This is a genomic window from Demequina litoralis (genome assembly GCF_030418455.1).
GTDB lineage: Bacteria > Actinomycetota > Actinomycetes > Actinomycetales > Demequinaceae > Demequina > Demequina litoralis.
Window position 1 is genome coordinate 1 of sequence record NZ_JAUHPW010000006.1, and the last position, 19,426, is coordinate 19,426.

Annotated in this window: 19 protein-coding genes and 3 tRNA genes; 9 read left to right on the forward strand and 13 right to left on the reverse strand. The window is 70.6% G+C overall.

Going from position 1 to position 19,426, the window contains the following annotated elements:
* Positions 1-227 precede the first annotated feature (227 nt).
* The 8 genes from QQX09_RS08575 to QQX09_RS08610 all read right to left on the reverse strand — a co-directional run bounded on the left by QQX09_RS08575 (position 228) and on the right by QQX09_RS08610 (position 9,498).
* Positions 228-1,241 carry a LacI family DNA-binding transcriptional regulator gene (locus QQX09_RS08575; RefSeq protein ID WP_367307554.1) on the reverse strand — a complete coding sequence of 338 codons (1,014 nt, stop codon included), beginning with the start codon at positions 1,239-1,241 and terminating at the stop codon, positions 228-230.
* Positions 1,242-1,384: 143 nt separating this feature from the next.
* Positions 1,385-2,563: a multiple monosaccharide ABC transporter permease gene (mmsB, locus tag QQX09_RS08580; RefSeq protein WP_301133491.1), complete on the reverse strand. Its 1,179-nt coding sequence runs from the start codon at positions 2,561-2,563 to the stop codon at positions 1,385-1,387.
* Complete coding sequence (gene mmsA, locus QQX09_RS08585) at positions 2,560-4,116, reverse strand: multiple monosaccharide ABC transporter ATP-binding protein (protein WP_301133492.1); 1,557 nt, start codon at positions 4,114-4,116, stop codon at positions 2,560-2,562. Before mmsA ends, mmsB begins: the two co-directional genes overlap by 4 nt.
* Positions 4,117-4,198: 82 nt before the next feature.
* Positions 4,199-5,362 carry a multiple monosaccharide ABC transporter substrate-binding protein gene (chvE, locus tag QQX09_RS08590; protein WP_301133494.1) on the reverse strand — a complete coding sequence of 388 codons (1,164 nt, stop codon included), beginning with the start codon at positions 5,360-5,362 and terminating at the stop codon, positions 4,199-4,201.
* Between the two features lie 458 nt (positions 5,363-5,820).
* Positions 5,821-7,335 (reverse strand): L-arabinose isomerase, encoded by a 1,515-nt coding sequence (gene araA, locus QQX09_RS08595; RefSeq protein ID WP_301133496.1) that lies wholly within the window; start codon positions 7,333-7,335, stop codon positions 5,821-5,823.
* Positions 7,336-8,043 carry an L-ribulose-5-phosphate 4-epimerase gene (locus QQX09_RS08600; protein WP_301133498.1) on the reverse strand — a complete coding sequence of 236 codons (708 nt, stop codon included), beginning with the start codon at positions 8,041-8,043 and terminating at the stop codon, positions 7,336-7,338.
* 58 nt (positions 8,044-8,101) lie between these two features.
* Positions 8,102-8,236: a hypothetical protein gene (locus QQX09_RS08605; RefSeq protein ID WP_301133500.1), complete on the reverse strand. Its 135-nt coding sequence runs from the start codon at positions 8,234-8,236 to the stop codon at positions 8,102-8,104.
* 239 nt (positions 8,237-8,475) lie between these two features.
* On the reverse strand, positions 8,476-9,498 hold the full coding sequence (locus QQX09_RS08610; RefSeq protein WP_301133502.1) for a LacI family DNA-binding transcriptional regulator: 1,023 nt from the start codon (positions 9,496-9,498) through the stop codon (positions 8,476-8,478).
* Positions 9,499-9,802: 304 nt separating this feature from the next.
* Between QQX09_RS08610 and galK the strand changes: the two genes are divergently transcribed.
* From galK to QQX09_RS08625, 3 genes are all read left to right on the forward strand, one after another.
* Positions 9,803-10,969: a galactokinase gene (gene galK, locus QQX09_RS08615; RefSeq protein WP_436969061.1), complete on the forward strand. Its 1,167-nt coding sequence runs from the start codon at positions 9,803-9,805 to the stop codon at positions 10,967-10,969.
* 31 nt (positions 10,970-11,000) lie between these two features.
* Complete coding sequence (galE, locus tag QQX09_RS08620) at positions 11,001-11,975, forward strand: UDP-glucose 4-epimerase GalE (protein ID WP_301133504.1); 975 nt, start codon at positions 11,001-11,003, stop codon at positions 11,973-11,975.
* 194 nt (positions 11,976-12,169) lie between these two features.
* Positions 12,170-13,471, forward strand: coding sequence for a uracil-xanthine permease family protein (locus QQX09_RS08625; RefSeq protein WP_301133506.1), 1,302 nt, complete (start codon positions 12,170-12,172; stop codon positions 13,469-13,471).
* 88 nt (positions 13,472-13,559) lie between these two features.
* Here QQX09_RS08625 and QQX09_RS08630 read toward each other — a convergent pair whose 3' ends face one another.
* Positions 13,560-13,910 (reverse strand): metallopeptidase family protein, encoded by a 351-nt coding sequence (locus tag QQX09_RS08630; protein ID WP_301133507.1) that lies wholly within the window; start codon positions 13,908-13,910, stop codon positions 13,560-13,562.
* Positions 13,911-14,047: 137 nt separating this feature from the next.
* Between QQX09_RS08630 and QQX09_RS08635 the strand changes: the two genes are divergently transcribed.
* The 3 genes from QQX09_RS08635 to QQX09_RS08645 all read left to right on the forward strand — a co-directional run bounded on the left by QQX09_RS08635 (position 14,048) and on the right by QQX09_RS08645 (position 14,394).
* Positions 14,048-14,120, forward strand: a tRNA-Glu gene (locus QQX09_RS08635).
* A gap of 62 nt (positions 14,121-14,182) precedes the next feature.
* Positions 14,183-14,256, forward strand: a tRNA-Asp gene (locus QQX09_RS08640).
* Positions 14,257-14,318: 62 nt separating this feature from the next.
* A tRNA-Phe gene (locus QQX09_RS08645) sits at positions 14,319-14,394 on the forward strand.
* A gap of 52 nt (positions 14,395-14,446) precedes the next feature.
* Here QQX09_RS08645 and QQX09_RS08650 read toward each other — a convergent pair.
* On the reverse strand, positions 14,447-15,394 hold the full coding sequence (locus QQX09_RS08650) for a nucleoside hydrolase (RefSeq protein ID WP_301133509.1): 948 nt from the start codon (positions 15,392-15,394) through the stop codon (positions 14,447-14,449).
* Between the two features lie 105 nt (positions 15,395-15,499).
* Between QQX09_RS08650 and QQX09_RS08655 the strand changes: the two genes are divergently transcribed.
* Positions 15,500-15,880, forward strand: a complete 381-nt coding sequence (locus QQX09_RS08655) for a phage holin family protein (RefSeq protein ID WP_301133511.1) — start codon at positions 15,500-15,502, stop codon at positions 15,878-15,880.
* A 6-nt stretch (positions 15,881-15,886) separates the two neighbouring features.
* On the opposite strand, the gene QQX09_RS08660 is transcribed toward QQX09_RS08655, so the two are convergent.
* The 3 genes from QQX09_RS08660 to QQX09_RS08670 all read right to left on the reverse strand — a co-directional run bounded on the left by QQX09_RS08660 (position 15,887) and on the right by QQX09_RS08670 (position 17,781).
* The gene (locus QQX09_RS08660) at positions 15,887-16,873 is read right to left on the reverse strand and encodes a DMT family transporter (RefSeq protein WP_301133513.1); all 987 of its coding nucleotides are present in this window, start codon (positions 16,871-16,873) and stop codon (positions 15,887-15,889) included.
* On the reverse strand, positions 16,870-17,406 hold the full coding sequence (locus QQX09_RS08665) for a methylated-DNA--[protein]-cysteine S-methyltransferase (protein WP_301133515.1): 537 nt from the start codon (positions 17,404-17,406) through the stop codon (positions 16,870-16,872). The genes QQX09_RS08660 and QQX09_RS08665 overlap by 4 nt, the downstream gene beginning before the upstream one ends.
* A 177-nt stretch (positions 17,407-17,583) precedes the next feature.
* Entirely contained in the window at positions 17,584-17,781 is a 198-nt protein-coding gene (locus tag QQX09_RS08670; RefSeq protein ID WP_062313112.1) for a BldC family transcriptional regulator, read from the reverse strand.
* Between the two features lie 330 nt (positions 17,782-18,111).
* Here QQX09_RS08670 and QQX09_RS08675 point away from each other — a divergent pair, with 330 nt between their 5' ends.
* Both QQX09_RS08675 and QQX09_RS08680 read left to right on the forward strand, forming a co-directional pair.
* Entirely contained in the window at positions 18,112-18,297 is a 186-nt protein-coding gene (locus tag QQX09_RS08675; protein ID WP_301133521.1) for a DUF3073 family protein, read from the forward strand.
* 242 nt (positions 18,298-18,539) lie between these two features.
* A complete protein-coding gene (locus tag QQX09_RS08680) occupies positions 18,540-19,373 on the forward strand; it encodes a type IV toxin-antitoxin system AbiEi family antitoxin domain-containing protein (RefSeq protein WP_301133524.1) in 834 nt (277 codons plus the stop codon).
* The last annotated feature ends 53 nt before the right edge of the window (positions 19,374-19,426 follow it).

A 19,426-nucleotide genomic window follows, 5' to 3' on the forward strand; every position in this document is an offset into this window, starting at 1 on the left:
ACCGGGGCGTCTCCTGCAGGACCTTGTTCAGTCCCTGCCTGGCGCGTTCCTTCTCGGCGACAGGTGAAGACATTACGCACCCCCACCCACCACCGTCAAATCACCCGCATCCCGGGCGTGTCGCACACGAAACCCCAGGCAGACCCGCTCCCGCGGCCTTCCCCGGCCATCTCCCTGGCCTGGAGCGACCAGAATCCGCGGAGGAAACTTCTCGGGCGGCTCCGGTGCTAGACGGTGCCCCGTTCGACGATCCGCGTGGGCAGCGTGACCCGGCCGGCCGCACGCCCATCGATCTCGTCGAGCAGCAGCCTCACCATCTCCCCGCTCACGCGGTCGAAGGGCTGGTGCACCGTCGTGAGGGGAGGATCCGTCTCGAGCGCCACCGGCGCATCGTCGAATCCCGCGACCGCGACGTCCTCGGGCACCTCGATGCCGGCGGAGCGGAGCACGTCCATCGCGCCCGCCGCCATGAGGTCGTTGGCGCAGAACACCCCGTCGAACGCGACGTCGCGTGCGATCAGCTCGCGCATGGCCTTCCGGCCCGACTCGCGGCCGTAGTCCCCGTACGCCACCAGCTCCTCGGAGAACTCGTCTCCCATGAGCTCACGGAACGCGCGCAGCCTCGCGGTCCCGCCGGAGGTGTCCTGGGGGCCGGCGATGTGGACGAGCCGCGAGCGGCCCTTGTCGCGCAGATACGTGATCATCGTCCGGGCGCCGCCCTCGTCGTCGGCGGTCGCGTACCCGACGCTGGCCTCGAAGCCCAGCGGCACGCCGGCCGAGATGACCGGCAGGTTCGCCTCGAGCAGGGTCGCGAGGAACTCCTGGCTGTCCCTGTGCGACGACACCACGAGCGCGCCGTCGACGTGACCGCCGGTGAGGTACTCCGTGGCCCGGCGACGCTCCTCGAGCGTGTCCGCCATGATCAGGACGAGCGTCATGCCGTGCTCGGCCAGCGCATCCGCGCACGCGCGGAGGATCTGCAGGAAGTTCGGGTCCGCGAAGAACCGCTCGTACGACTCGGTGAGGAGGAAGCCGACCGAGCCGGTGCGGCTGGTGGCGAGCGAGCGGGCGTGGGGGTTGATGCGGTACCCCGTCACCCGGATCGCGCGGTCGACCTGGGCGCGCGAGGGCTCCGACACCCAGTGGCCGCCGTTGAGCACCCTCGACACGGTGCCCCGGGACACCCCGGCCTCGCGGGCCACATCGTCGATGGTGGGCCGGCGGCCTCGGGGCTTCGTCACTGGCAGCTCTCCTCTTGTACGTCTACGAGTATGGACTAGTACCGGTCTCAGCGCGGAGCCGGGCGGCCCGCGCGTGTCGGGCGCGCATCGTCCGCACGCGAAAGGGGCCCCGGCGAACCGGGGCCCCTCGCGCGACGCGGTGCCTAGCGGGCGCCCGCGCGGCGCTTGTTGTAGACGTCGAACGCGACGGCCAGCAGCAGCACGAGGCCCTTGACCACGGACTGCACCGACTGGTCGACGCCCATGAGCTGCATGCCGTTCGACATCACCGCCATGATCAGACCACCGACGATGGCGCCGGTGACCCGGCCCACACCACCGGTGACGGCGGCGCCACCGATGAAGCACGCGGCGATCGCGTCGAGCTCGAACATGTTTCCGGCGGCCGGTTGGGCGCCGTTCGAGCGGGACGAGTAGACGATGCCCGCGACCGAGGCGAGGATGCCCATGTTGAGCATGACGCCGAAGTTGACCCACTTGACCTTGACGCCCGAGAGCATCGCCGCCGCGAGGTTGCCGCCGACCGCGTAGACGTGGCGACCGAAGACGGTGCGCTGCGTCACGAGCGAGTAGGCGATGACCAGCACCGCGAGGATGATGAGGACGTTCGGCAGGCCGCGCGCGTTGGCGAGCTGCCAGGCGAACCACATGACGACGGCCGCGACCACGACGAGCTTGACGATGAACAGCGGGAACGCCTCGACCGGCTGCTCGTACGCGATGCGCTGGCTGCGCGTGCGCCACGCCGAGAAGACGTAGCCGGCGACCGCGACGGCGAACACCACGAGGGTGAAGACGTCGTACCCGTTCCCGCCGAGCAACCCGTTCTGGAAGCCGCTCGCGATCTTCTGGTACTGCGCCGGGAACGGCGACAGCGAGATGTTGCCGAGCACCAGCAGCGTGAGACCGCGGAACAGGAGCATGCCCGCCAGCGTCGTGATGAACGCGGGGATGCCCACGAAGGCGACCCAGAAGCCCTGCCAGGCGCCGATCAGCGCACCCGCGGCGAGCGCGGCGAGGACGCCGCCCCACCACGGCACGTCGTGCTTGATCACCAGCACCGCCGAGATCGCGCCCGTGACGGCGACCACCGATCCGACGGACAGGTCGATGTGGCCGGCGATGATGACCATCACCATGCCGATCGCGAGGATCAGGATGTAGGAGTACTGCAGCACCAGGTTGGTGACGTTCTGCGGGCTGAGCGACGTTCCTCCGGTGAGGAAGAAGAACAGCGCCACGATCGCGACGAACGCGATGTAGATGCCGCTCGTGCGCAGGTTCCGGGTGAGCAGCTCCCGAATGTTTGCGGTGCCGGTCATGCCCGGACCTCCTTGTCCTTGGTTGCCTTCTCCTGAGTCATCAGGGTCATGAGCCCCTCCTGCGTGGCTTCGGCGACCGGCACCTCGCCGGTGACGACGCCGAACGCGAGGGTGTAGATGCGGTCGCAGGTGCCGAGCAGCTCGGGCAGCTCCGACGAGATGATGATGACCGCCTTGCCGGCCGCGACCAGCCGGTTGACGATCGTGTAGATCTCGTACTTCGCGCCGACGTCGATGCCGCGCGTCGGCTCGTCGAGAATCATCACCTCGGCGTCCGAGTAGATCCACTTGGACAGCACGACCTTCTGCTGGTTGCCGCCCGAGAGGTTGCCGACGGTCTGCATGACCGACGGCGTCTTGATGTTCATCGAGCCGCGGTACTCCTCCGCGACCTTGATCTCCCGGTTGCCGTCGACCCAGCCGCGCTTGGCGAGCTTGAACAGCGCCGCGGACGAGATGTTGCGGCGCACGTCGTCGATGAGGTTGAGCCCGTACCGCTTGCGGTCCTCGGTGGCGTACGCGAGGCCGTTCTTGATCGCGTCTGACACGTCGCGGACCTGGATCTCCTCGCCGTGCATGTACATGCGCCCGGAGATGTCCCGACCGTACGACCGCCCGAAGAGGCTCATCGCGAGCTCGGTGCGGCCCGCGCCCATGACGCCGGCGATGCCGACGACCTCGCCCTTGCGGACGTTGAACGAGGCGTTGTCGACCACGATGCGGCCCGGCTGGGTCGGGTGGTAGACGGTCCAGTCCTCGACGCGGAACAGCTCCTCGCCGACGACGTGCTCGCGCTTGGGGTAGCGGTTGGTGAGGTCGCGGCCGACCATGCCGCGGATGATGCGGTCCTGGATGCCTTCCTTGCCCGCGACGTCGATGGTCTCGATGGTGTGACCGTCACGGATGATCGTGGTGCGGTCGCAGATCTCCTGGATCTCGTTGAGCTTGTGGGAGATCATGATCGACGTGATGCCGCGCTCCTTGAGGGAGCGGAGCAGCCCGAGCAGGTGCTCGGAGTCGTCGTCGTTGAGAGCCGAGGTGGGCTCGTCGAGGATGAGGAGCCGCACGTCCTTGGACAGCGCCTTCGCGATCTCGATGAGCTGCTGCTTGCCGACGCCCAGCTGGTTGACCGGGGTCGTCGGGTTCTCGTCCAGCCCGACCTGCTCGAGCAGGCGCATGGCGTCGTGGTTGGTCTGGTTCCAGTCGATCATCCCGTTCTTCCCGCGGCGCTCGTTGCCGAGGAAGATGTTCTCCGCCACCGAGAGGTAGGGGATCAGCGCCAGCTCCTGGTGGATGATGACGATGCCCTTGTGCTCGGAGTCGGGGATCGAGTGGAACTTCTGGACATCGTCGTCGAAGACGATGTCGCCCTCGTAGGTGCCGTACGGATAGACGCCCGAGAGGACCTTCATCAGCGTTGACTTGCCTGCGCCGTTCTCGCCGCAGATGCCGTGGATCTCGCCGTCGATCACGCTGAGCTCGACGTCGGAGAGCGCCTTGACGCCGGGGAAGGTCTTGGTGATCTTCCGCATCTCAAGGATGTGCTTCGGCATGTCTCACCTCCAAGGGTGTGAGAGGGGTTCGGAGGGAGGGGCTGGCGGTGCCGGCCCCGAGGGGCCGGCACCGCCGGGCGACCTAGGCGACGCCCTTGTCGACCTGCTCCTGGGTCCAGTAACCGGAGTCGATCAGCAGCTCCTGGACGTTGCCCGAGTAGACGATGTCCGACTCGAGGAGGTACGACGGCACGACCTTCACGCCGTTGTCGTAGGTCTCGGTGTCGTTCGCCTCGGGCTCCTCACCCGCGAGGTACGCGAGCGCCGCCACGACCGCCTGGTCGGCGAGCTTGCGGGTGTCCTTGAAGATGGTCGCGAACTGCACGTCGTCCACGATCAGCTTGACGGACTCGATCTCGGCGTCCTGGCCGGTCACGACCGGGAAGCCGTCGGCGACGGTGCCCGAGTAGCCGTTGTTCTGGAGCGCCGTGATGATGCCGCGCGACAGACCGTCGTAGGGCGACAGCACGCCGTCGACCTTCTCGTCGGTGCCGACGTAGTTGCCGGTGAGGAGGTCCTCCATGCGCTTCTGCGCGGTCTCCTGCTGCCAGCGCAGCGTGGCGGCCTGCTCGATGTCCGTCTGGCCCGACGGCACGACGAGGGTGCCCTCGTCGATGTAGGGCTGAAGGGTGTCGATCGCGCCCTGCCAGAAGAAGTGCGCGTTGTTGTCGTCCAGCGAGCCGGCGAAGAGCTCGACGTTGAACGGACCCTCGGCGTCGCCCTCCGAGCCGTCCTCGTTGAGGAGGCCGAGGCCCACGAGCAGCGAGGTGGCCTGCTGCACGCCGACGTTGTAGTTGTCGAAGGTGACGTAGAAGTCCACGTTCTCCGAGTCGCGGATGAGGCGGTCGTACGAGATGACCGGGATGCCCGCGTCCGCGGCGGCCTGCAGCTGGCTCGACAGCGCGGTGCCGTCGATCGCCGCGATGATGAGGCCCTTGACGCCGTTGGTGATCATGTTGTCGATCTGCTGCGACTGGGTCGGGATGTCGTCGGCCGCGTACTGCAGGTCGACCTCGAAGCCCTCGGCCTCGAGACCCGCCTTGACGGCGTCGCCGTCGGCGATCCAGCGGGACGAGGTCTGGGTGGGCATCGCCACACCGATGGTGCCGCCCTCTTCCATCATCGCGCCGTCGTCGCCCGAAGCCGAGCTGTCGGTGCTGCTGCCCGCGCCGCCGCCGGAGCAGGCCGCGAGGGTGAATGCGAGCGCCGCGCCGGCGCCGGCCGCCAGGAACTTCCTGAACTTCATATCTCCTCCTCGAGATACCGGCCCGCGCCTTCGCGGGCCGTGCGCTTCACAGTGTGTTTGCGTTCACACGCAGAGTCAAACCTTATTCGTCACGATGCGGTCACAAGCGTGTGACACCTTGAATTAAATAGGTCTACCAGGGATTTCACGGAAATGCTGGGAGCGCTCCCAGTCTTGCGGCACGCGGTGCCGTGACATTCGACCGCTCGACCCGGGACCTTCGACCCAGCCCCGAGGCGCCCTCGAGACGGGCCGCTGCACCCGCCCGGACCCGGCCCGCGGCACCGTGGCGGCGGTGCCGCGCGGCGCGCGCCCCGCTGCAGCCGGAGCCGACGCCGCATCGTCCCCCGTCACCTCCCCGGCAGGTCTCGCGGGGCGCCCGACCCGCCGCCGACGCACCCCGGAACGACGGAAGGCCCCGGCATCAGCCGGGGCCTTCCTGGGACGTACGCCGAGGGTCAGCGACCGCCCATCGCGTAGTACGCGTTGTTCCAGCGGATCTGCTGCTCGAAGCCCTCGTAGGTGGTGTCCTCGTCGATGACGAGGAGCTCGATGCCCACCATCTTCGCGAAGTCCTTGATGACGTCGACGCCGATCTGGTTCGACATCGCCGTGTGGTGCGCGCCACCGGTCTGCAGCCACGACGCGACGGCCGTGGTGAAGTCCGGGCGGGGCGTCCACACCGCGTGGCCGACCGGGAGGTTCGGCATGGGCTCGGGCAGGTCGACGTTGTCGACCACGTTCGCGACGAGGCGGAAGCGGTCGCGCATGTCGGACAGCGCGACGACCACGGCCTCGCCCGCGTCGGCGGTGAAGACCAGGCGGACCGGGTCCTCCTTGCCGCCGATGCCGAGCGGGTGGATCTCGAGGCGCGCCTTCTTCGACGACAGCGCCGGGTTGACCTCGAGCATGTGCGCGCCGAGCGACAGCTCCTCGCCGGGCACCAGGTGGTACGTGTAGTCCTCCATGAGCGACGAGCCGCCGGGCAGGCCGGCGCCCATCACGGCACAGAGGTGCACGAGGATCGCGGTCTTCCAGTCGCCCTCCGCGCCGAAGCCGTAGCCGTCGGCCATGAGGCGCTGGACCGCGAGGCCCGGCAGCTGCTTGAGGCCGCCGAGGTCCTCGAACGTGTCGGTGAAGGCGGAGAAGCCGCCCTCCTCGAGGAACGAGCGCAGCCCGACCTCGATGGCCGCGGCGTCGCGCAGCGACTGGTGGCGCTCGCCGCCGGGGAGCAGCTCGGGGACCACCTCGTACTCGGCGAGGTAGACCTCGATGAGCGCGTCGACCGCCGCATCGTCCACCGCGTCCACGCGCTCGACGAGCTCGTTGACGCCCCACGTGTTGATCTGCGCGCCGAGCTTGATCTCGGCCTCGGTCTTGTCGCCCTCGGTGACGGCGACGAAGCGCATGTTGTCGCCGAAGCGCGCGACCTTGAGGTTCTTCGCGGCGGCGGCGCCGGCGGCCGCGCGCGACCACACGCCGATGCGCTCGGACACGGCCGGCGTCGACGGGTGGCCCACGACCGTGGTGCGGGCGACGTTCATGCGCGACTCGATGTACGCGTACTCGCGGTCGCCGTGCGCGGCCTGGTTGAGGTTCATGAAGTCGAAGTCGATGCTCGCCCAGGGCAGCTCGCGGTTCGCCTGCGTGGCGAGGTGGAGCAGCGGCTTCTGGAGCGCGTTGAGGCCCGCGATCCACATCTTCGCCGGGGAGAAGGTGTGCATCCAGGTGATGACGCCGATGACCTTGGGGTCCGCGTTGGCGGCCATGATCGTCTCGAGGATCTCGTCGCGGTTCTTGACGACGGGCTTCCACACGACGGTCACGGGGATGTCGCCCGACGCCTTGAGCGTCTCGACGACCTCGGTCGACTGGTCGGCGACCTGCTTGAGCACCTCGTCGCCGTAGAGGGTCTGCGATCCGGTGAGGAACCAGACCTCGTACTCGGCGAGGGTGGGAACGATGCTGGTCACTTACATGCCTCCCTGCGGCTTCTGGCCGTAGACGTTCTGGTAGCGGTCGAACAGCGCGTCGATCTTCTCCTGCGGGATCTCGACGAGCTCGCCCAGCTGGCGGGCGATGTGCGTGGTGCGCGCGACGTCCTCGCACATGACGGCGGCCTTGACGGCGTCGCGCGCGTCCTTGCCGATGGTGAAGGGGCCGTGGTTGGCCATGAGCACCGCGCGCGAGCGGTGGCCCTCGAGCGTCGCGACGATGCCGCGGCCGATCGAGTCGTCGCCGATGATCGCGAACGGGCCGACGGGGATCTCGCCGCCGAACTCGTCCGCCATGCCGGTGATGTGGCACGGGATGGGCTCGTTGCGGGCCGCCCATGCGGTCGCGTAGGTCGAGTGGGTGTGGACCACGCCGCCGACGTGCGGCATCGCGCGGTAGACGTACGCGTGCGCGGCGGTGTCCGACGAGGGGCTGCGGTCCGAGCCGGGCGAGCCGGGGACCACGTTGCCGTCGAGGTCGCACAGGATCATGTTGTCCGGTGTGAGGTCGTCGTAGTCGACGCCCGACGGCTTGATGACGAAGTGCTGGGTGCCGGGCACACGCTCGGAGACGTTGCCGCCCGTCCACACGACGAGGCCGTAGCGGGTGAGCTCGCCGTGGAGCTTCGCAACCCTCTCCCGGCTCTTGCGGATCGCGCTGACCTGCTCAGCGGTGAAGCTTGTCACGAGATGGACTCCTTAACCTCTCTGAGGCCGCCATGGCCTCGCTGGGACTCGTGCCGCATCACGCCGCGCGTCGCATCGTCGTGGGTGCGGTGGTGCGGGGCTCACGCCCCTCGGTGGGGAGGTCGGTGGCGGCCGCCCCTGCCCGCGCGCCGCGGTCGGCGCCGGCGGGCGGAGCGATGCTCTGCTCAACCATCCTGGCCCCTTCGCGCAGCGTGTCGGTGCTGGTTTTAACGTTAACATACCGGGTCGTCCCCGGCGGTCACGGGCCGTTCGTCCCGCCCCCGTCCCACCCACCGTGCCTCACGCTAGCCCAGCCGCGAGGCGTCCGCGCGGCGAGGGACGATGCGGTGGCGGGGGGCCTCCCGCACGTCTCCGGCGTCGTGCGGCGGGCCTACGCGGGATCCGCGGGCGCGGGGCCGCCCGAGCCGCGCGTCAGGCGGGCGCGGGACCGGTGGAGCCGCGCACGACGAGCCACGGCTCGACCGGGGCGAGCTCGCCCGGCTCGCGGCCGTTGATGATCTCCATGAGGGCGGTCACGGCGCGCAGGCCGACCTCGGTGAAGTCCTGATGGACCGTGGTGAGCGCGGGGTGCGCGTAGCCCGACTCGGGCACGTCGTCGAAGCCCACCACGGACACGTCGTCCGGCACGGCCAGCCCGCGCTCCTCGAGCGCGTGGATCGCGCCCATCGCCATCGGGTCGTTCGCGCAGAACAGCGCAGTCACGCCCTCCTCGACCGCGAGACCCGCCCGGTAGCCCGCATCGGCGCTCCAGTCCCCCTCGAGGACGGGCAGCTGCTCGAGCCCGCGCTCCTCGAGGAAGCGCACGAAGGTGTCGCGTCGCAGCTGCGCCTCGGTGAGCCCCGAGAGGCCCGTGATGTGCTGGAAGCGGCGGTGGCCCAGGTCGTAGAGGTGCTCGAGCGCGAGCCGCGTGCCCGCGACCTGGTCGACCGCGACCGAGCGCTCGGCGTGCGAGTTCCCGGTGAGGACGTAGAGCACCGGCACGTCGGTGGTGGTCTCGACGGCGGCGAGGATGTCGGGGTGCTGCGCCATCACCACGAGCGCGTCGACCGAGCGCGCGAGGAGGAAGTCGAGCGCCTCGCCCATCGACGACGGCTCCCACGACGCGGTCGTGATGAGCGGCTTGAAGCCCACGCGCTTGGCCGCGTGCTCGATCGCGTAGAGCGTGCTCGTGGGCCCGAAGTGCGGCACCTCGGGCATGATCACGCCGATCACCTCGGAGCGCCCGGTCGCGAGCGCGCGGGCCGCCATGTTGCGGCGGTAGCCCAGGTCGCGGATCGCCTGCAGCACGCGCTCGCGCGTCTCGGGGCGAATCCCCGGGAAGTCGTTGAGCACTCGCGAGACCGTCTGGTGGGACACGCCGGCCCGGGCCGCGACGTCGTGCATGCTCGGGCCGCGACCGGACTTGCTCAGCGAGGCTGGACGCTCCGGTGTCATGGCGGTCAGGTTAGCCCACCGCGTGCAGGGACGATGCGGGGAGGAGGTCCCGCGTGGGCGCGGCCCGCGCATCGTCCCTCCGGGCACGCCCCCGATGCCGCCGGGCACGGCCCCGGCGCGCTCGCCGGGGACCACCGTCCCGTATCGCCACCCCGCATGTTGACGATAACATGTTGACGTTAACAACCGGCGTGCCGCCCGGGAGGGCCCACCTCGACGCCTCGCAGCACCCGCGACGCCCATGGGAGCATGGGGACGGGCCCGCGGGGCGCCCGCGCCGGCCGCAGCATCCGATGGAGGAACCGTGATCGACATCCCCTCGCCCGAGTCCACCGCTCAGGCCTTCGAGGACCGCTACGGGCGCCGACCCGACGGCGTGTGGTCCGCGCCGGGCCGCGTCAACCTCATCGGGGAGCACACGGACTACAACGACGGCCTCGTCTTCCCGTTCGCGATCGAGCGCCGCACCTGGGCCGCGATGGGCCGCCGCGAGGACCGCACGCTCACGGTGCACTCGGGCGCGATGCCCGAGCCCGCCCAGGCCTCGCTCGACGAGCTGGGCCCCGAGCGCTTCGACGGGTGGAGCGCGTACGTCTTCGGCGTGGTGTGGGCGATGGAGCAGCGCGGGGTCGACCTGTCGGGCCGTACCGGCTTCGACATCATGCTCGCCTCGGACGTGCCGCTGGGCGCCGGGCTGTCGTCCTCCGCCGCGATCGAGTGCGCGGTCGCGATCGCTCTCAACGACGAGTGGGAGCTGGGCCTCACGCGCCGCGAGCTGATCTACATCTGCCAGCTGGCCGAGAACGGCGCCGTCGGCGCCCCGACCGGCAACATGGACCAGACCGCCTCCCTCATGGGCGAGGCGGGCCACGGCGTGCTCATCGACGTGCGCGCCGAGACCGCCGACCCCGTCGCGCTGCACTTCGCCGACGAGGGCCTGGAGCTGCTGGTCATCGACACCCGCGTCCACCACGAGCACGCCACCGGCGGCTACGGCGCGCGCCGCAAGTCGTGCGAGGACGGCGCCGCCGCGATGGGAGTCGCCTCGCTCCGCGACCTCACCGAGGAAGACCTGCCGCGCGCCGTCGAGGTGCTCGACGACGAGACCTTCCGCCGCGTCAAGCACGTCGTCACCGAGAACGCGCGCGTCGCGCGCACCGCCGAGGTGGTCGCGAACGAGGGCCCCCGGGCGATCGGCGACCTGCTCGTCGCGTCGCACGCGTCGATGCGGGACGACTTCGAGATCTCCGTGCCCGAGCTCGACCTCGCCGTCGAGACGGCGCTCGCCAACGGCGCCGTCGGCTCGCGCATGACCGGCGGCGGTTTCGGCGGCGCCGCGATCGCGCTCATCGACGCGGACCGCGCCGCCGAGGTGGAGGCCGCGATCGAGGCCGCCTTCGCCGACGCCGGCTTCACCGCCCCCATCATCTTCGTGGTGAACCCGTCCGCGGGCGCGCACCGCGACCTCTGATCCGGCCCCTCGGCCCCGAACAAGGAGACACATGACCTGGCTCGTCACCGGCGGCGCCGGCTACATCGGCGCCCACGTCGTCCGCGCGCTGCGCGAGGCCGGCATCGCCCCCATCGTCATCGACGACCTCTTCAGCGGGGTCGAGTCCTTCGTGCCTGAGGACGTGCCCTTCATCAAGGCGTCGATCCTCGACACCGACGCCGTCGAGGCCGCCCTGCGGGAGCACGACGTCACGGGAGTCATCCACTGCGCCGGCTACAAGTACGCGGGCGAGTCGGTGAAGTTCCCGCTGCTCAACTACAGCATCAACGTCGAGGGCACGCGCTCGCTGCTCGAGGCGATGGAGCGCGCGGGGGTCACCCGGCTCGTGTTCTCGTCCTCGGCCGGCGTGTACGGCAACTCCGGCGTCGACGTGGTCACCGAGACCACCCCCACGACGCCGGAGTCGCCCTACGGCGAGTCCAAGCTCATCGGCGAGTGGCTCATCCGCGACCAGATCGTCGCCACCACCATGGCCGGCGCACCCCTCGCGGCGACCAGCCTGCGCTACTTCAACGTGGTCGGCTCGGGCCATGCGGACGTCTGGGACGCCTCGCCCCACAACCTGTTCCCGAAGGTGCTGTTCGCGATCCAGGCGGGCAAGGCGCCGCAGGTCAACGGCACCGACTACCCCACCCCCGACGGCACCTGCGTGCGCGACTACGTCCACGTGAGCGACCTCGCGGCGGCGCACGTCGTCGCCGCGCAGCGCCTCGCTGCGGGCGACACCCTCGAGCCCGTCTACAACCTCGGCTCGGGCGCGGGCACGTCGGTGCGCGAGATCGTCGACGCCATGGTCGCCGCGACCGGCACCGACAAGACCCCGGTCGAGGGTCCGCGACGGGCGGGCGACCCGGCCAAGATCGTCGCCGACGGCACGCTCGCGACCCGCGACCTCGACTGGCGGATGCGCTACACCGTCCAGGAGATGGTCGACAGCGCCTGGGCCTCCCACCCGAAGGCCTGACCCTTCCCGACAGCCCGCACGGATCTCGCCGCGACACGCAGCGGCGCAGGGACGATGCGCCGGTTCGCCCCGGCGTGTCGTCCTGAGATCCGTGCGGGCTGTCGGTGCGAGCGGGACCTTCGCGCGCGCGGAGGACCGTCGGCGCGACTAGATTCCCCTCCAGTCCTCACCGCTCCCCCGCATCAAGGAGAACCATGAGCATCATGACCTGGACCGTCCACGGCGACGGTCGGTCCGTCAGCCCGGGCGAGTCCGTCGCCCCGCGCGAGCGCCTCAGCTGGCCCCGCACCGTCGGCATCGGAGCGCAGCACGTGCTCGCGATGTTCGGCTCGACGTTCCTCGTGCCGGTCATCACCGGCTTCCCGCCCACCACCACGCTGTTCTTCTCGGCGGTCGGCACCGTCCTCTTCCTCATCATCACGGGCAACCGCCTGCCGTCCTACCTGGGCTCGAGCTTCGCGTTCCTCGCACCGATCGCCGCGGCGCAGGCCTCGGGCGGCATGGGCGTCGCGCTCGGCGGCATCGTGATGACGGGCCTCCTGCTCGCGCTCGTGGGCCTCGTGGTGCACTTCGCCGGCACCCGATGGATCGAGATCACCATGCCGCCCGTGGTGACGGGCTCGATCGTCATGCTCATCGGCCTCAACCTCGCGCCGGCGGCGTGGGGCATGGTGCAGGCATCGGTCGGCACCGCGCTCGTATCGGCCGCCTCGGTCGTGATCGTGACCGTCCTCTTCCGCGGCATCCTCGGCCGCCTGTCGATCCTCCTCGGCACGGTGGTCGGCGGCATCGTGGCGGCGTTCCGCGGCGAGTACGACCTCTCCGCCGTCGGCGACGCCGCCTGGTTCGGCCTGCCGGACTTCACCGCGCCGCAGTTCGACCTCAGCGTCCTCGCGCTGTTCATCCCCGTCGTGCTCGTGCTCGTCGCGGAGAACATCGGCCACGTGAAGTCCGTCGCCGCGATGACCGGCGACGACCTCGACCCGGTCACCGGCCGCGCCCTCCTCGCGGACGGCCTCGCCACCACCGTCGCGGGCCTCGGCGGCGGCTCCGGCACCACCACGTACGCGGAGAACATCGGCGTCATGGCCGCCACCCGCGTCTACTCGACCGCCGCCTACTGGGTCGCCGCAGGCTTCGCGCTCCTGCTCAGCCTGTCGCCCAAGTTCGGCGCGCTCATCGCCGCCACCCCGCAGGGCGTGCTCGGCGGCCTCGCGACGGTGCTGTTCGGCATGATCGCGGTGCTCGGCGCGCGCATCTGGGCGCAGGGCAAGGTCGACTTCGGCAACCCGATCAACCTCATGCCTGCCGGCATCGCGCTGATCGTGGGCGCCGCGAACTACACGTGGGTCGCCGGCGACATGACCTTCGAGGGCATCGCCCTCGGCACCGCCGCCGCGCTCGTGACCTACCACGTCATGGCCGCCGTCACCCGCTGGCGTCACGCCGACGAGGCCGTCGCCTCGCCCGCGTTCGTCGACGGCGACGAGGACTGACCCCTCCCACCGCACGATGCCCGGGCCGCCTCGGCAGGAGGCGACCCGGGCATCGTCGCGTCCGGGACCGGGCGGCCGCGCCCGCCGGTCAGTCCCAGCCGAGCTCGTGCAGGCGCTCGTCGGAGATCCCGAAGTGATGGGCGATCTCGTGGACCACGGTGATCGCGACCTCGTCGCGCACGTCCTCCACGTCCTCGCACATGCGCAGCGTCGGGTTCATGTAGATGAGGATCCGGTCCGGCAGGGCCCCGCCCCACAGGTCGCCGCGCTCCGTGAGCGCGACGCCGTCGTACAGGCCCAGGAGGTCCTTGTCGTCGCCCTCGGGCTCGTCCTCGACCAGGATCACGCAGTTGTCGATGAGGTCGAGGAGCTCGTCGGGGACCTCGTCGATCGCGTCCTCGACGGCCTTCTCGAAGTCCTCGCGGGTCATCTCCACCATGCCCCGATGCTCCCACGCCCCGCGTCGCGCCCCTCTGCCCCGCGCATCGTCCCTGCTACAGAGTCGATTGGATTTTTCGCTCCATTACCCCTATAGTTTTCTAGGCCTCGACGCAAGGATTCCTAGCGTGGATGCGAGCCCTCATCGTCTAGCGGCCTAGGACGCCGCCCTTTCACGGCGGTAGCACGGGTTCGAATCCCGTTGGGGGTACGGAGTCGGTCCGGAGATGGTCTAAACTTCATACGTCTTGCTCGCGGGAACGCGAGAGTCAAGGCCCTGTAGCGCAGTTGGTTAGCGCGCCGCCCTGTCACGGCGGAGGTCGCGGGTTCAAGTCCCGTCAGGGTCGCGTTACGCGGGCCCCTTCAGTGAAGGGGCCTTCGTTCAAAGTAGGGGGACGCCCCTGCGCCAGGCTCTGTAGCTCAGTTGGTAGAGCGCACGACTGAAAATCGTGAGGTCACGGGATCGACGCCCGTCGGAGCCACCATCACACCCCCGGAGGATCGCCTCCGGGGGTTTTCTCGTCTCCGCGGCTGCGGTCACCGCTCCCCCGCGAGGATCCCGAGCATGGCCGCGTAGAGACGTTCGCCGTCGGCGCGTGTCACCGCGGTGAGGGACGATGCGGCGGTCGCGTCGCGCACGTCGGTCGCCCCTCGCCTCTCGCCCGCCCGCACCACGTCGACCTCCACCGCGCGCTCCTCGAGCACCACGGCGGGGTCGATCGCCGTCAGCACGGACAGCGTGTCCGGGTGCGTCGAGCCGCCGACGCCGTGCGCGACGTCGAAGTCGAACGGCGCGCGGTTGGCCCGCACGAAGAAGTCGGACATCGCGGTGCCGAGCGCGTCGATGCGCGCGACCCGGGTCGCGTCGAACACCGCGTCCCGCAGGGTCAGCGGCGACCACGTCACCAGGCGGACGCGGGGGAACGGCGCCCCGAGCACCGCGGCGGCGGCCTCGACGTCGGCGTAGATGTTGTACTCCGCATGCGGGGTCACGTTGCCGACGCCGTCGAGCGACCCGCCCATGATCACGAGCTCGCGCACCCGTGCCGCGAAGCCCGGGTCTCGGTCGATCGCATGGGCGAGGTTGGTGAGCGGACCGATGGCGACGATGCGCAGCTCGCCCTCGTGCGCGCGCGACAGGCGCAGCAGCGCGTCGACGGCGGGCTCCGGGTCGGGCGCGGCATCGTTCGTGCGGCGCTGGCCGCCCACGCCGTCGCCGTGCACGTCCTCCGCCCCGACCCAGCCCCCGGCGAGCGACTCGCGGGCGCCCAGGTGCACGGGGACGTCACCCAGCCGTCCCGCGACCTCGAGCGTGAGGAAGGCGTTGTGGACCTGCTGGTCGAAGCCGACGTTGCCCTGCACCATGGTGATCGCTCGCAGGTCCGCGCGCGGGTCGCGCAGGGCCAGCAGCAGCGCGAAGCAGTCGTCGGAGGCCGTGTCGGTGTCGACGACGAGCGGGATCCGGGACGGCTGCGCATCGGTCATGCGGCAGACGCTAGCAAGCGCCGCCCCGCGATTGTGGGCCTCACCCATTTGCGGTGGGCTGCCGATACAGGATTGACTAGGGACTATCCCGCTTGGAGGTGCCAGATGTCCGACAACTTCGGCCGCTACTTCGTCAACGCGATCGTCGCCGGCCTGCTCGGCCGCATCTCGGCGGTGATCAAGACCGAGTTCGAGCGTGCGAAGCAGGAGACCGCCGCGAAGCTCAAGGGCATCGGCACGGGCGTCGGCCTGTTCGTCGGTGCCGGCATCTTCGGGTTCTTCGCCAGCGGCGTGCTGGTCGCCGCCGCGGTGCTCGGCCTCGCGACCGTGTGGCCCGCGTGGCTCGCGGCGCTCACGGTGGCCGGCGGGCTGCTGCTCATCGTGCTGATCCTCGTGCTCATCGGCAACGCGCTGATCAAGAAGAACAAGGACCTCACGCCGCACGAGTCGATCGACAACGTCAAGCAGGTCGTCGGGCTCAACTAGCCCGGGCTACGGCTTTCCTGGCGCACCGCCCGTCTCGGGCTGCTCGCCGGCGTCCGGAGCCGCCGCGGGCGCCGCCGCCGGGACCGCGCCGCGCGCGGCCCTGGGCCGCGGGGTCCGCTGCGCCAGCCACACGCCTGCCAGGACGATGAGCGCGCCGACCGGCTCGTACCACCGCAGCTCCTCGTTCAGCACGAGGATGCCGAGCACCGTCGCCACCACCGGCACCACGTAGGTGACCGAGGCGGCCGTGGTCGCACCCGCGAGCTTCACGACGCGCCAGAACATCACGTACGTGAAGCTGGTCCCGAGCACGCCGAGTGCCAGCAGGCCCCACAGCACCTCCGACGACAGCGCGAGCGCACCTGGCTCCGGCGCCGGCGCCGCCAGCGCGAACGGCATCAGCAGCACGGCCGAGATCCCGATCTGGACGGCGGACAGCGCCGTGGGCCCCTCGTGCACGCGGGTGAGGAGCATGCGGGACATGGTCGACCCGACGCCGTAGCAGGCCGTCGCGGCGAGCATGAGCGCCGCTCCGAGCAGCGGGATGCCGTCGACGTTCCACGCCCCCAGGAGCACCGCGATGCCCGCCGTGCCGAGGAGCAGGCCTGCCACCTGCGCGCGGCTCGCGCGTTCGTGAGGGATCAGCAGGGCGACGAACAGCGCGGTCCATAGCGGCGTGGTGGCGTTGAGCAGGCTCGCGAGGATCGAGGTGATGTGCTGCTGCGCGAGCGGGATGAGCACGAACGGGACCGTGGACAGCCCGATCGCGACCACCCCGATGCGCGCGACGTCGCCCCGCGAGAGGCGCGGGCGGTGGCGCGTGACGAGCAGCATCCCCCACAGCACCGCGGCGCCGATGAGGACGCGCCCGAAGCCCACCTGCACCGGGTCGAGGCCGCGCAGCGCGAGCGAGATGAAGAGGAAGCTCGAGCCCCACGAGGTCGCGGCGAGGACGAAGGAGGGCACCCACGCGCGGGCCGGAGCCTGCGTCATCGCGCCACCCCCGCATCGTCCAGCGGGCGCTCGCCCTCGAGCGCGAGCATCGCGGCCTTCATCCCCTCGCCCCCGAAGCCGTAGCTGCCGAGCGCGCCGCCGGACTTGACCACACGGTGGCAGGGCACGAAAGGCGCGATGTTGTTGCGGGCGCACGCCGTCCCGGCGGCACGCATCGCGCGCGGGCGCCCGGCCATGGCGGCGAGCTCCTGGTAGCTCACCGACGTGCCGGAGGGGACGGTGCGCAGCTGCGCCCACAGCTCCTGGAAGAACGGCCCGCCCTCCTGCTCGGCCGGGACCCGGGTGATCGCGTCGCCGTCGCCCGCGAGCCACGCCGCGACCGCATCGGCCACGACCGGCAGGTCGCCCTCGACGAGGCCGCGCGACTGGAGGCGCGACGGCAGCGCGGCGACGGTGTCGCGCATCGGCCGGAAGCCCGACGAGCGCACGACGCCGTCCTCGGGCGTCGCGAGCACCGTCAGGGTGCCGAACGGCGTGTCGAAGGACGATGCGACGAGCGGGGCCTCTGCCATGGCAGAAGGCTACGTCGCGGCACCGACAGTCGGATCGGGGTGGACGGGCGCGGCTGCGGAGCCGCCGTGCCGGCCGCCCTCAGACGGCACGCACGCGCGGCCCATCGCCGCACGTCTCCGTGCGTCGATGCGCTCGCCTCATGGAGAGCGCTCTCCTCGACGGCGAGGAGAAGAGGCCTAGCGGCCTTCCTGCGCGGCAGCGAGGAGCGCCTGCACCTCTGCCTCGCGGAAGCGACGGTGGCCTCCGAGCGTACGGATCGAGCTCAGCTTCCCGACCTTCGCCCAACGGGTGACGGTCTTGGGGTCGACGCGGAAGATCGCGGCAACCTCGGAAGGCGTGAGCAGCTTCTCAGGCTCCTGGACAGTTTCAGTCATCAGTTCTATCCCTCAGTCGTCCGTCGATGCGCCTCGTGGAGGCTGTGTGCGGTATGAGACGCTCGACGGAACCGATTATGACGGCCAAGCGCCAAGTTTTCCCGAATATGCGATTTGTGTCACATTCGGCGTGTCGCGCGGACGTCCCGTGCTTCTCGTGCAGCGACGGGCCGGGCGCCTCCGGCGACGTGTTCCGGCACGCTCCGGTCGGCGCTCCACCGGCCGTCCCAGGGAGGTCGCAACGTACTGGACACGCGTTGTAAAGTAGGGCAGGAATGACGAGGCAGCGCCCGACGACAGTGGCGCGCGAGACCGGGAGGGACGGCGGACATGGGGCGAGGCCGTCAGAAGGCTAAGGACGCGAAGATCGCACGTCAGCTCAAGTACACGAACCACGGGGGCGACCTCCGTGAGCTCGAGCGTGAGCTGACCAGCCGCGACGGAAGCGCGCCGGTCCCTGCTGCATCCGACGACTCGGACGAGTACTACGACCGCTGGGCGGACGACGAGGACTAGGTCCTCGCGGCTGCTGATCGGCCCCCACACCCTCTGCTGCAACCGGCGTACAGGCGCGCGCCCGTGCGCATCGTCCCTGGTAATCCTGTCCCTACGCGGACCCATGCGCCGGTTGCGGTGCGACGTGCGCGGTGCGACGCGCGCGGTGCAGCCGATGACCCCGGCACCTCGGTGCTCATCGCTCCTCCCCTACGCGCACACCTCCGCCGCGGCGCGGTCTCGCTTCGCGAAGCCTGGGACGCATGGACCCCGCCACCGCGCTGCATCATCTCGGCGGCGTCGCCGAGCTCGACGCGCTCCGGCCCCTCGAGGTGAGCGCCAGTACCCTGCGACGGCTCGTCGCGGAGGGATCGATCGTCCGCATCCGGCGCGGATGCTACGCCCTTCCCGACACAGACCGGGTCACGATCGCGGAGACCGCCTGGCGGGGTCGGGCCACATGCGTCACCGTGGCCGAGCGATGCGGGCTGCCGCTCCTCGCCGCCCATGACGGTGTCCACCTCGCGATACCGGCCGGCCGGAACCACGGCAGGGACCATCTGTGCCTCCCCTCGCACGTGACAGCCCATCACGTCGCGGACCCCCACCAGGCCGGGACCTTCGCGGGCGCCATCGACCTGGCGAGCCGGTGCACCGCGCGGGAGGAGCAGCTCGTGATCGTCGACGCCGCGCTCTCCCGCGGGCTGCTGCGGCGGGGGGACATCGCCGGCTTCACCGCGACCGGCGGCGAACGCCGTGCTTTCCTGCTCCGCCATGCGAGCGCAGCCTCGGGGTCTCTCCTGGAGACGATGACGGGGCTGATCCTCCGCCGTGCGCGGATCCCGTTCGCGCAACAGGTGGAGATCGAGGGGCTCGGCAGGGTGGACTTCGTCGTCGATGGCCGGCTGATCGTCGAGGTCGACGGGCGGGCCACCCACGACACGCCCGAGCAGTTCGTCGAGGACCGGCGGCGCGACAGGGCCGCGGCGATACGCGGCTACCGGGTGCTCAGATTCACCTACGGGGACGTCATCAGGCGGCCGGACACCGTCCTCGCCGATGTCCGGTCCGCTCTCGCGGCGCCGTCAAGGCTCTGACGGCCGGCCGCAGGCTCCCGCCACCGCGGACTCCCGCCACCGCACACGACCCG

Excerpts from the sequence above, each read along its gene's own strand:
- mmsB (WP_301133491.1), bottom strand. The coding sequence starts at position 2,563 with ATGACCGGCACCGCAAACATTCGGGAGCTGCTCACCCGGAACCTGCGC.
- mmsA (WP_301133492.1), bottom strand. The coding sequence starts at position 4,116 with ATGCCGAAGCACATCCTTGAGATGCGGAAGATCACCAAGACCTTCCCC.
- chvE (WP_301133494.1), bottom strand. The coding sequence starts at position 5,362 with ATGAAGTTCAGGAAGTTCCTGGCGGCCGGCGCCGGCGCGGCGCTCGCA.
- QQX09_RS08605 (WP_301133500.1), bottom strand. The coding sequence starts at position 8,236 with ATGGTTGAGCAGAGCATCGCTCCGCCCGCCGGCGCCGACCGCGGCGCG.
- QQX09_RS08610 (WP_301133502.1), bottom strand. The coding sequence starts at position 9,498 with ATGACACCGGAGCGTCCAGCCTCGCTGAGCAAGTCCGGTCGCGGCCCG.
- galE (WP_301133504.1), top strand. The coding sequence starts at position 11,001 with ATGACCTGGCTCGTCACCGGCGGCGCCGGCTACATCGGCGCCCACGTC.
- QQX09_RS08625 (WP_301133506.1), top strand. The coding sequence starts at position 12,170 with ATGAGCATCATGACCTGGACCGTCCACGGCGACGGTCGGTCCGTCAGC.
- QQX09_RS08630 (WP_301133507.1), bottom strand. The coding sequence starts at position 13,910 with ATGGTGGAGATGACCCGCGAGGACTTCGAGAAGGCCGTCGAGGACGCG.
- QQX09_RS08650 (WP_301133509.1), bottom strand. The coding sequence starts at position 15,394 with ATGACCGATGCGCAGCCGTCCCGGATCCCGCTCGTCGTCGACACCGAC.
- QQX09_RS08655 (WP_301133511.1), top strand. The coding sequence starts at position 15,500 with ATGTCCGACAACTTCGGCCGCTACTTCGTCAACGCGATCGTCGCCGGC.
- QQX09_RS08660 (WP_301133513.1), bottom strand. The coding sequence starts at position 16,873 with ATGACGCAGGCTCCGGCCCGCGCGTGGGTGCCCTCCTTCGTCCTCGCC.
- QQX09_RS08665 (WP_301133515.1), bottom strand. The coding sequence starts at position 17,406 with ATGGCAGAGGCCCCGCTCGTCGCATCGTCCTTCGACACGCCGTTCGGC.
- QQX09_RS08670 (WP_062313112.1), bottom strand. The coding sequence starts at position 17,781 with ATGACTGAAACTGTCCAGGAGCCTGAGAAGCTGCTCACGCCTTCCGAG.
- QQX09_RS08675 (WP_301133521.1), top strand. The coding sequence starts at position 18,112 with ATGGGGCGAGGCCGTCAGAAGGCTAAGGACGCGAAGATCGCACGTCAG.
- QQX09_RS08680 (WP_301133524.1), top strand. The coding sequence starts at position 18,540 with ATGGACCCCGCCACCGCGCTGCATCATCTCGGCGGCGTCGCCGAGCTC.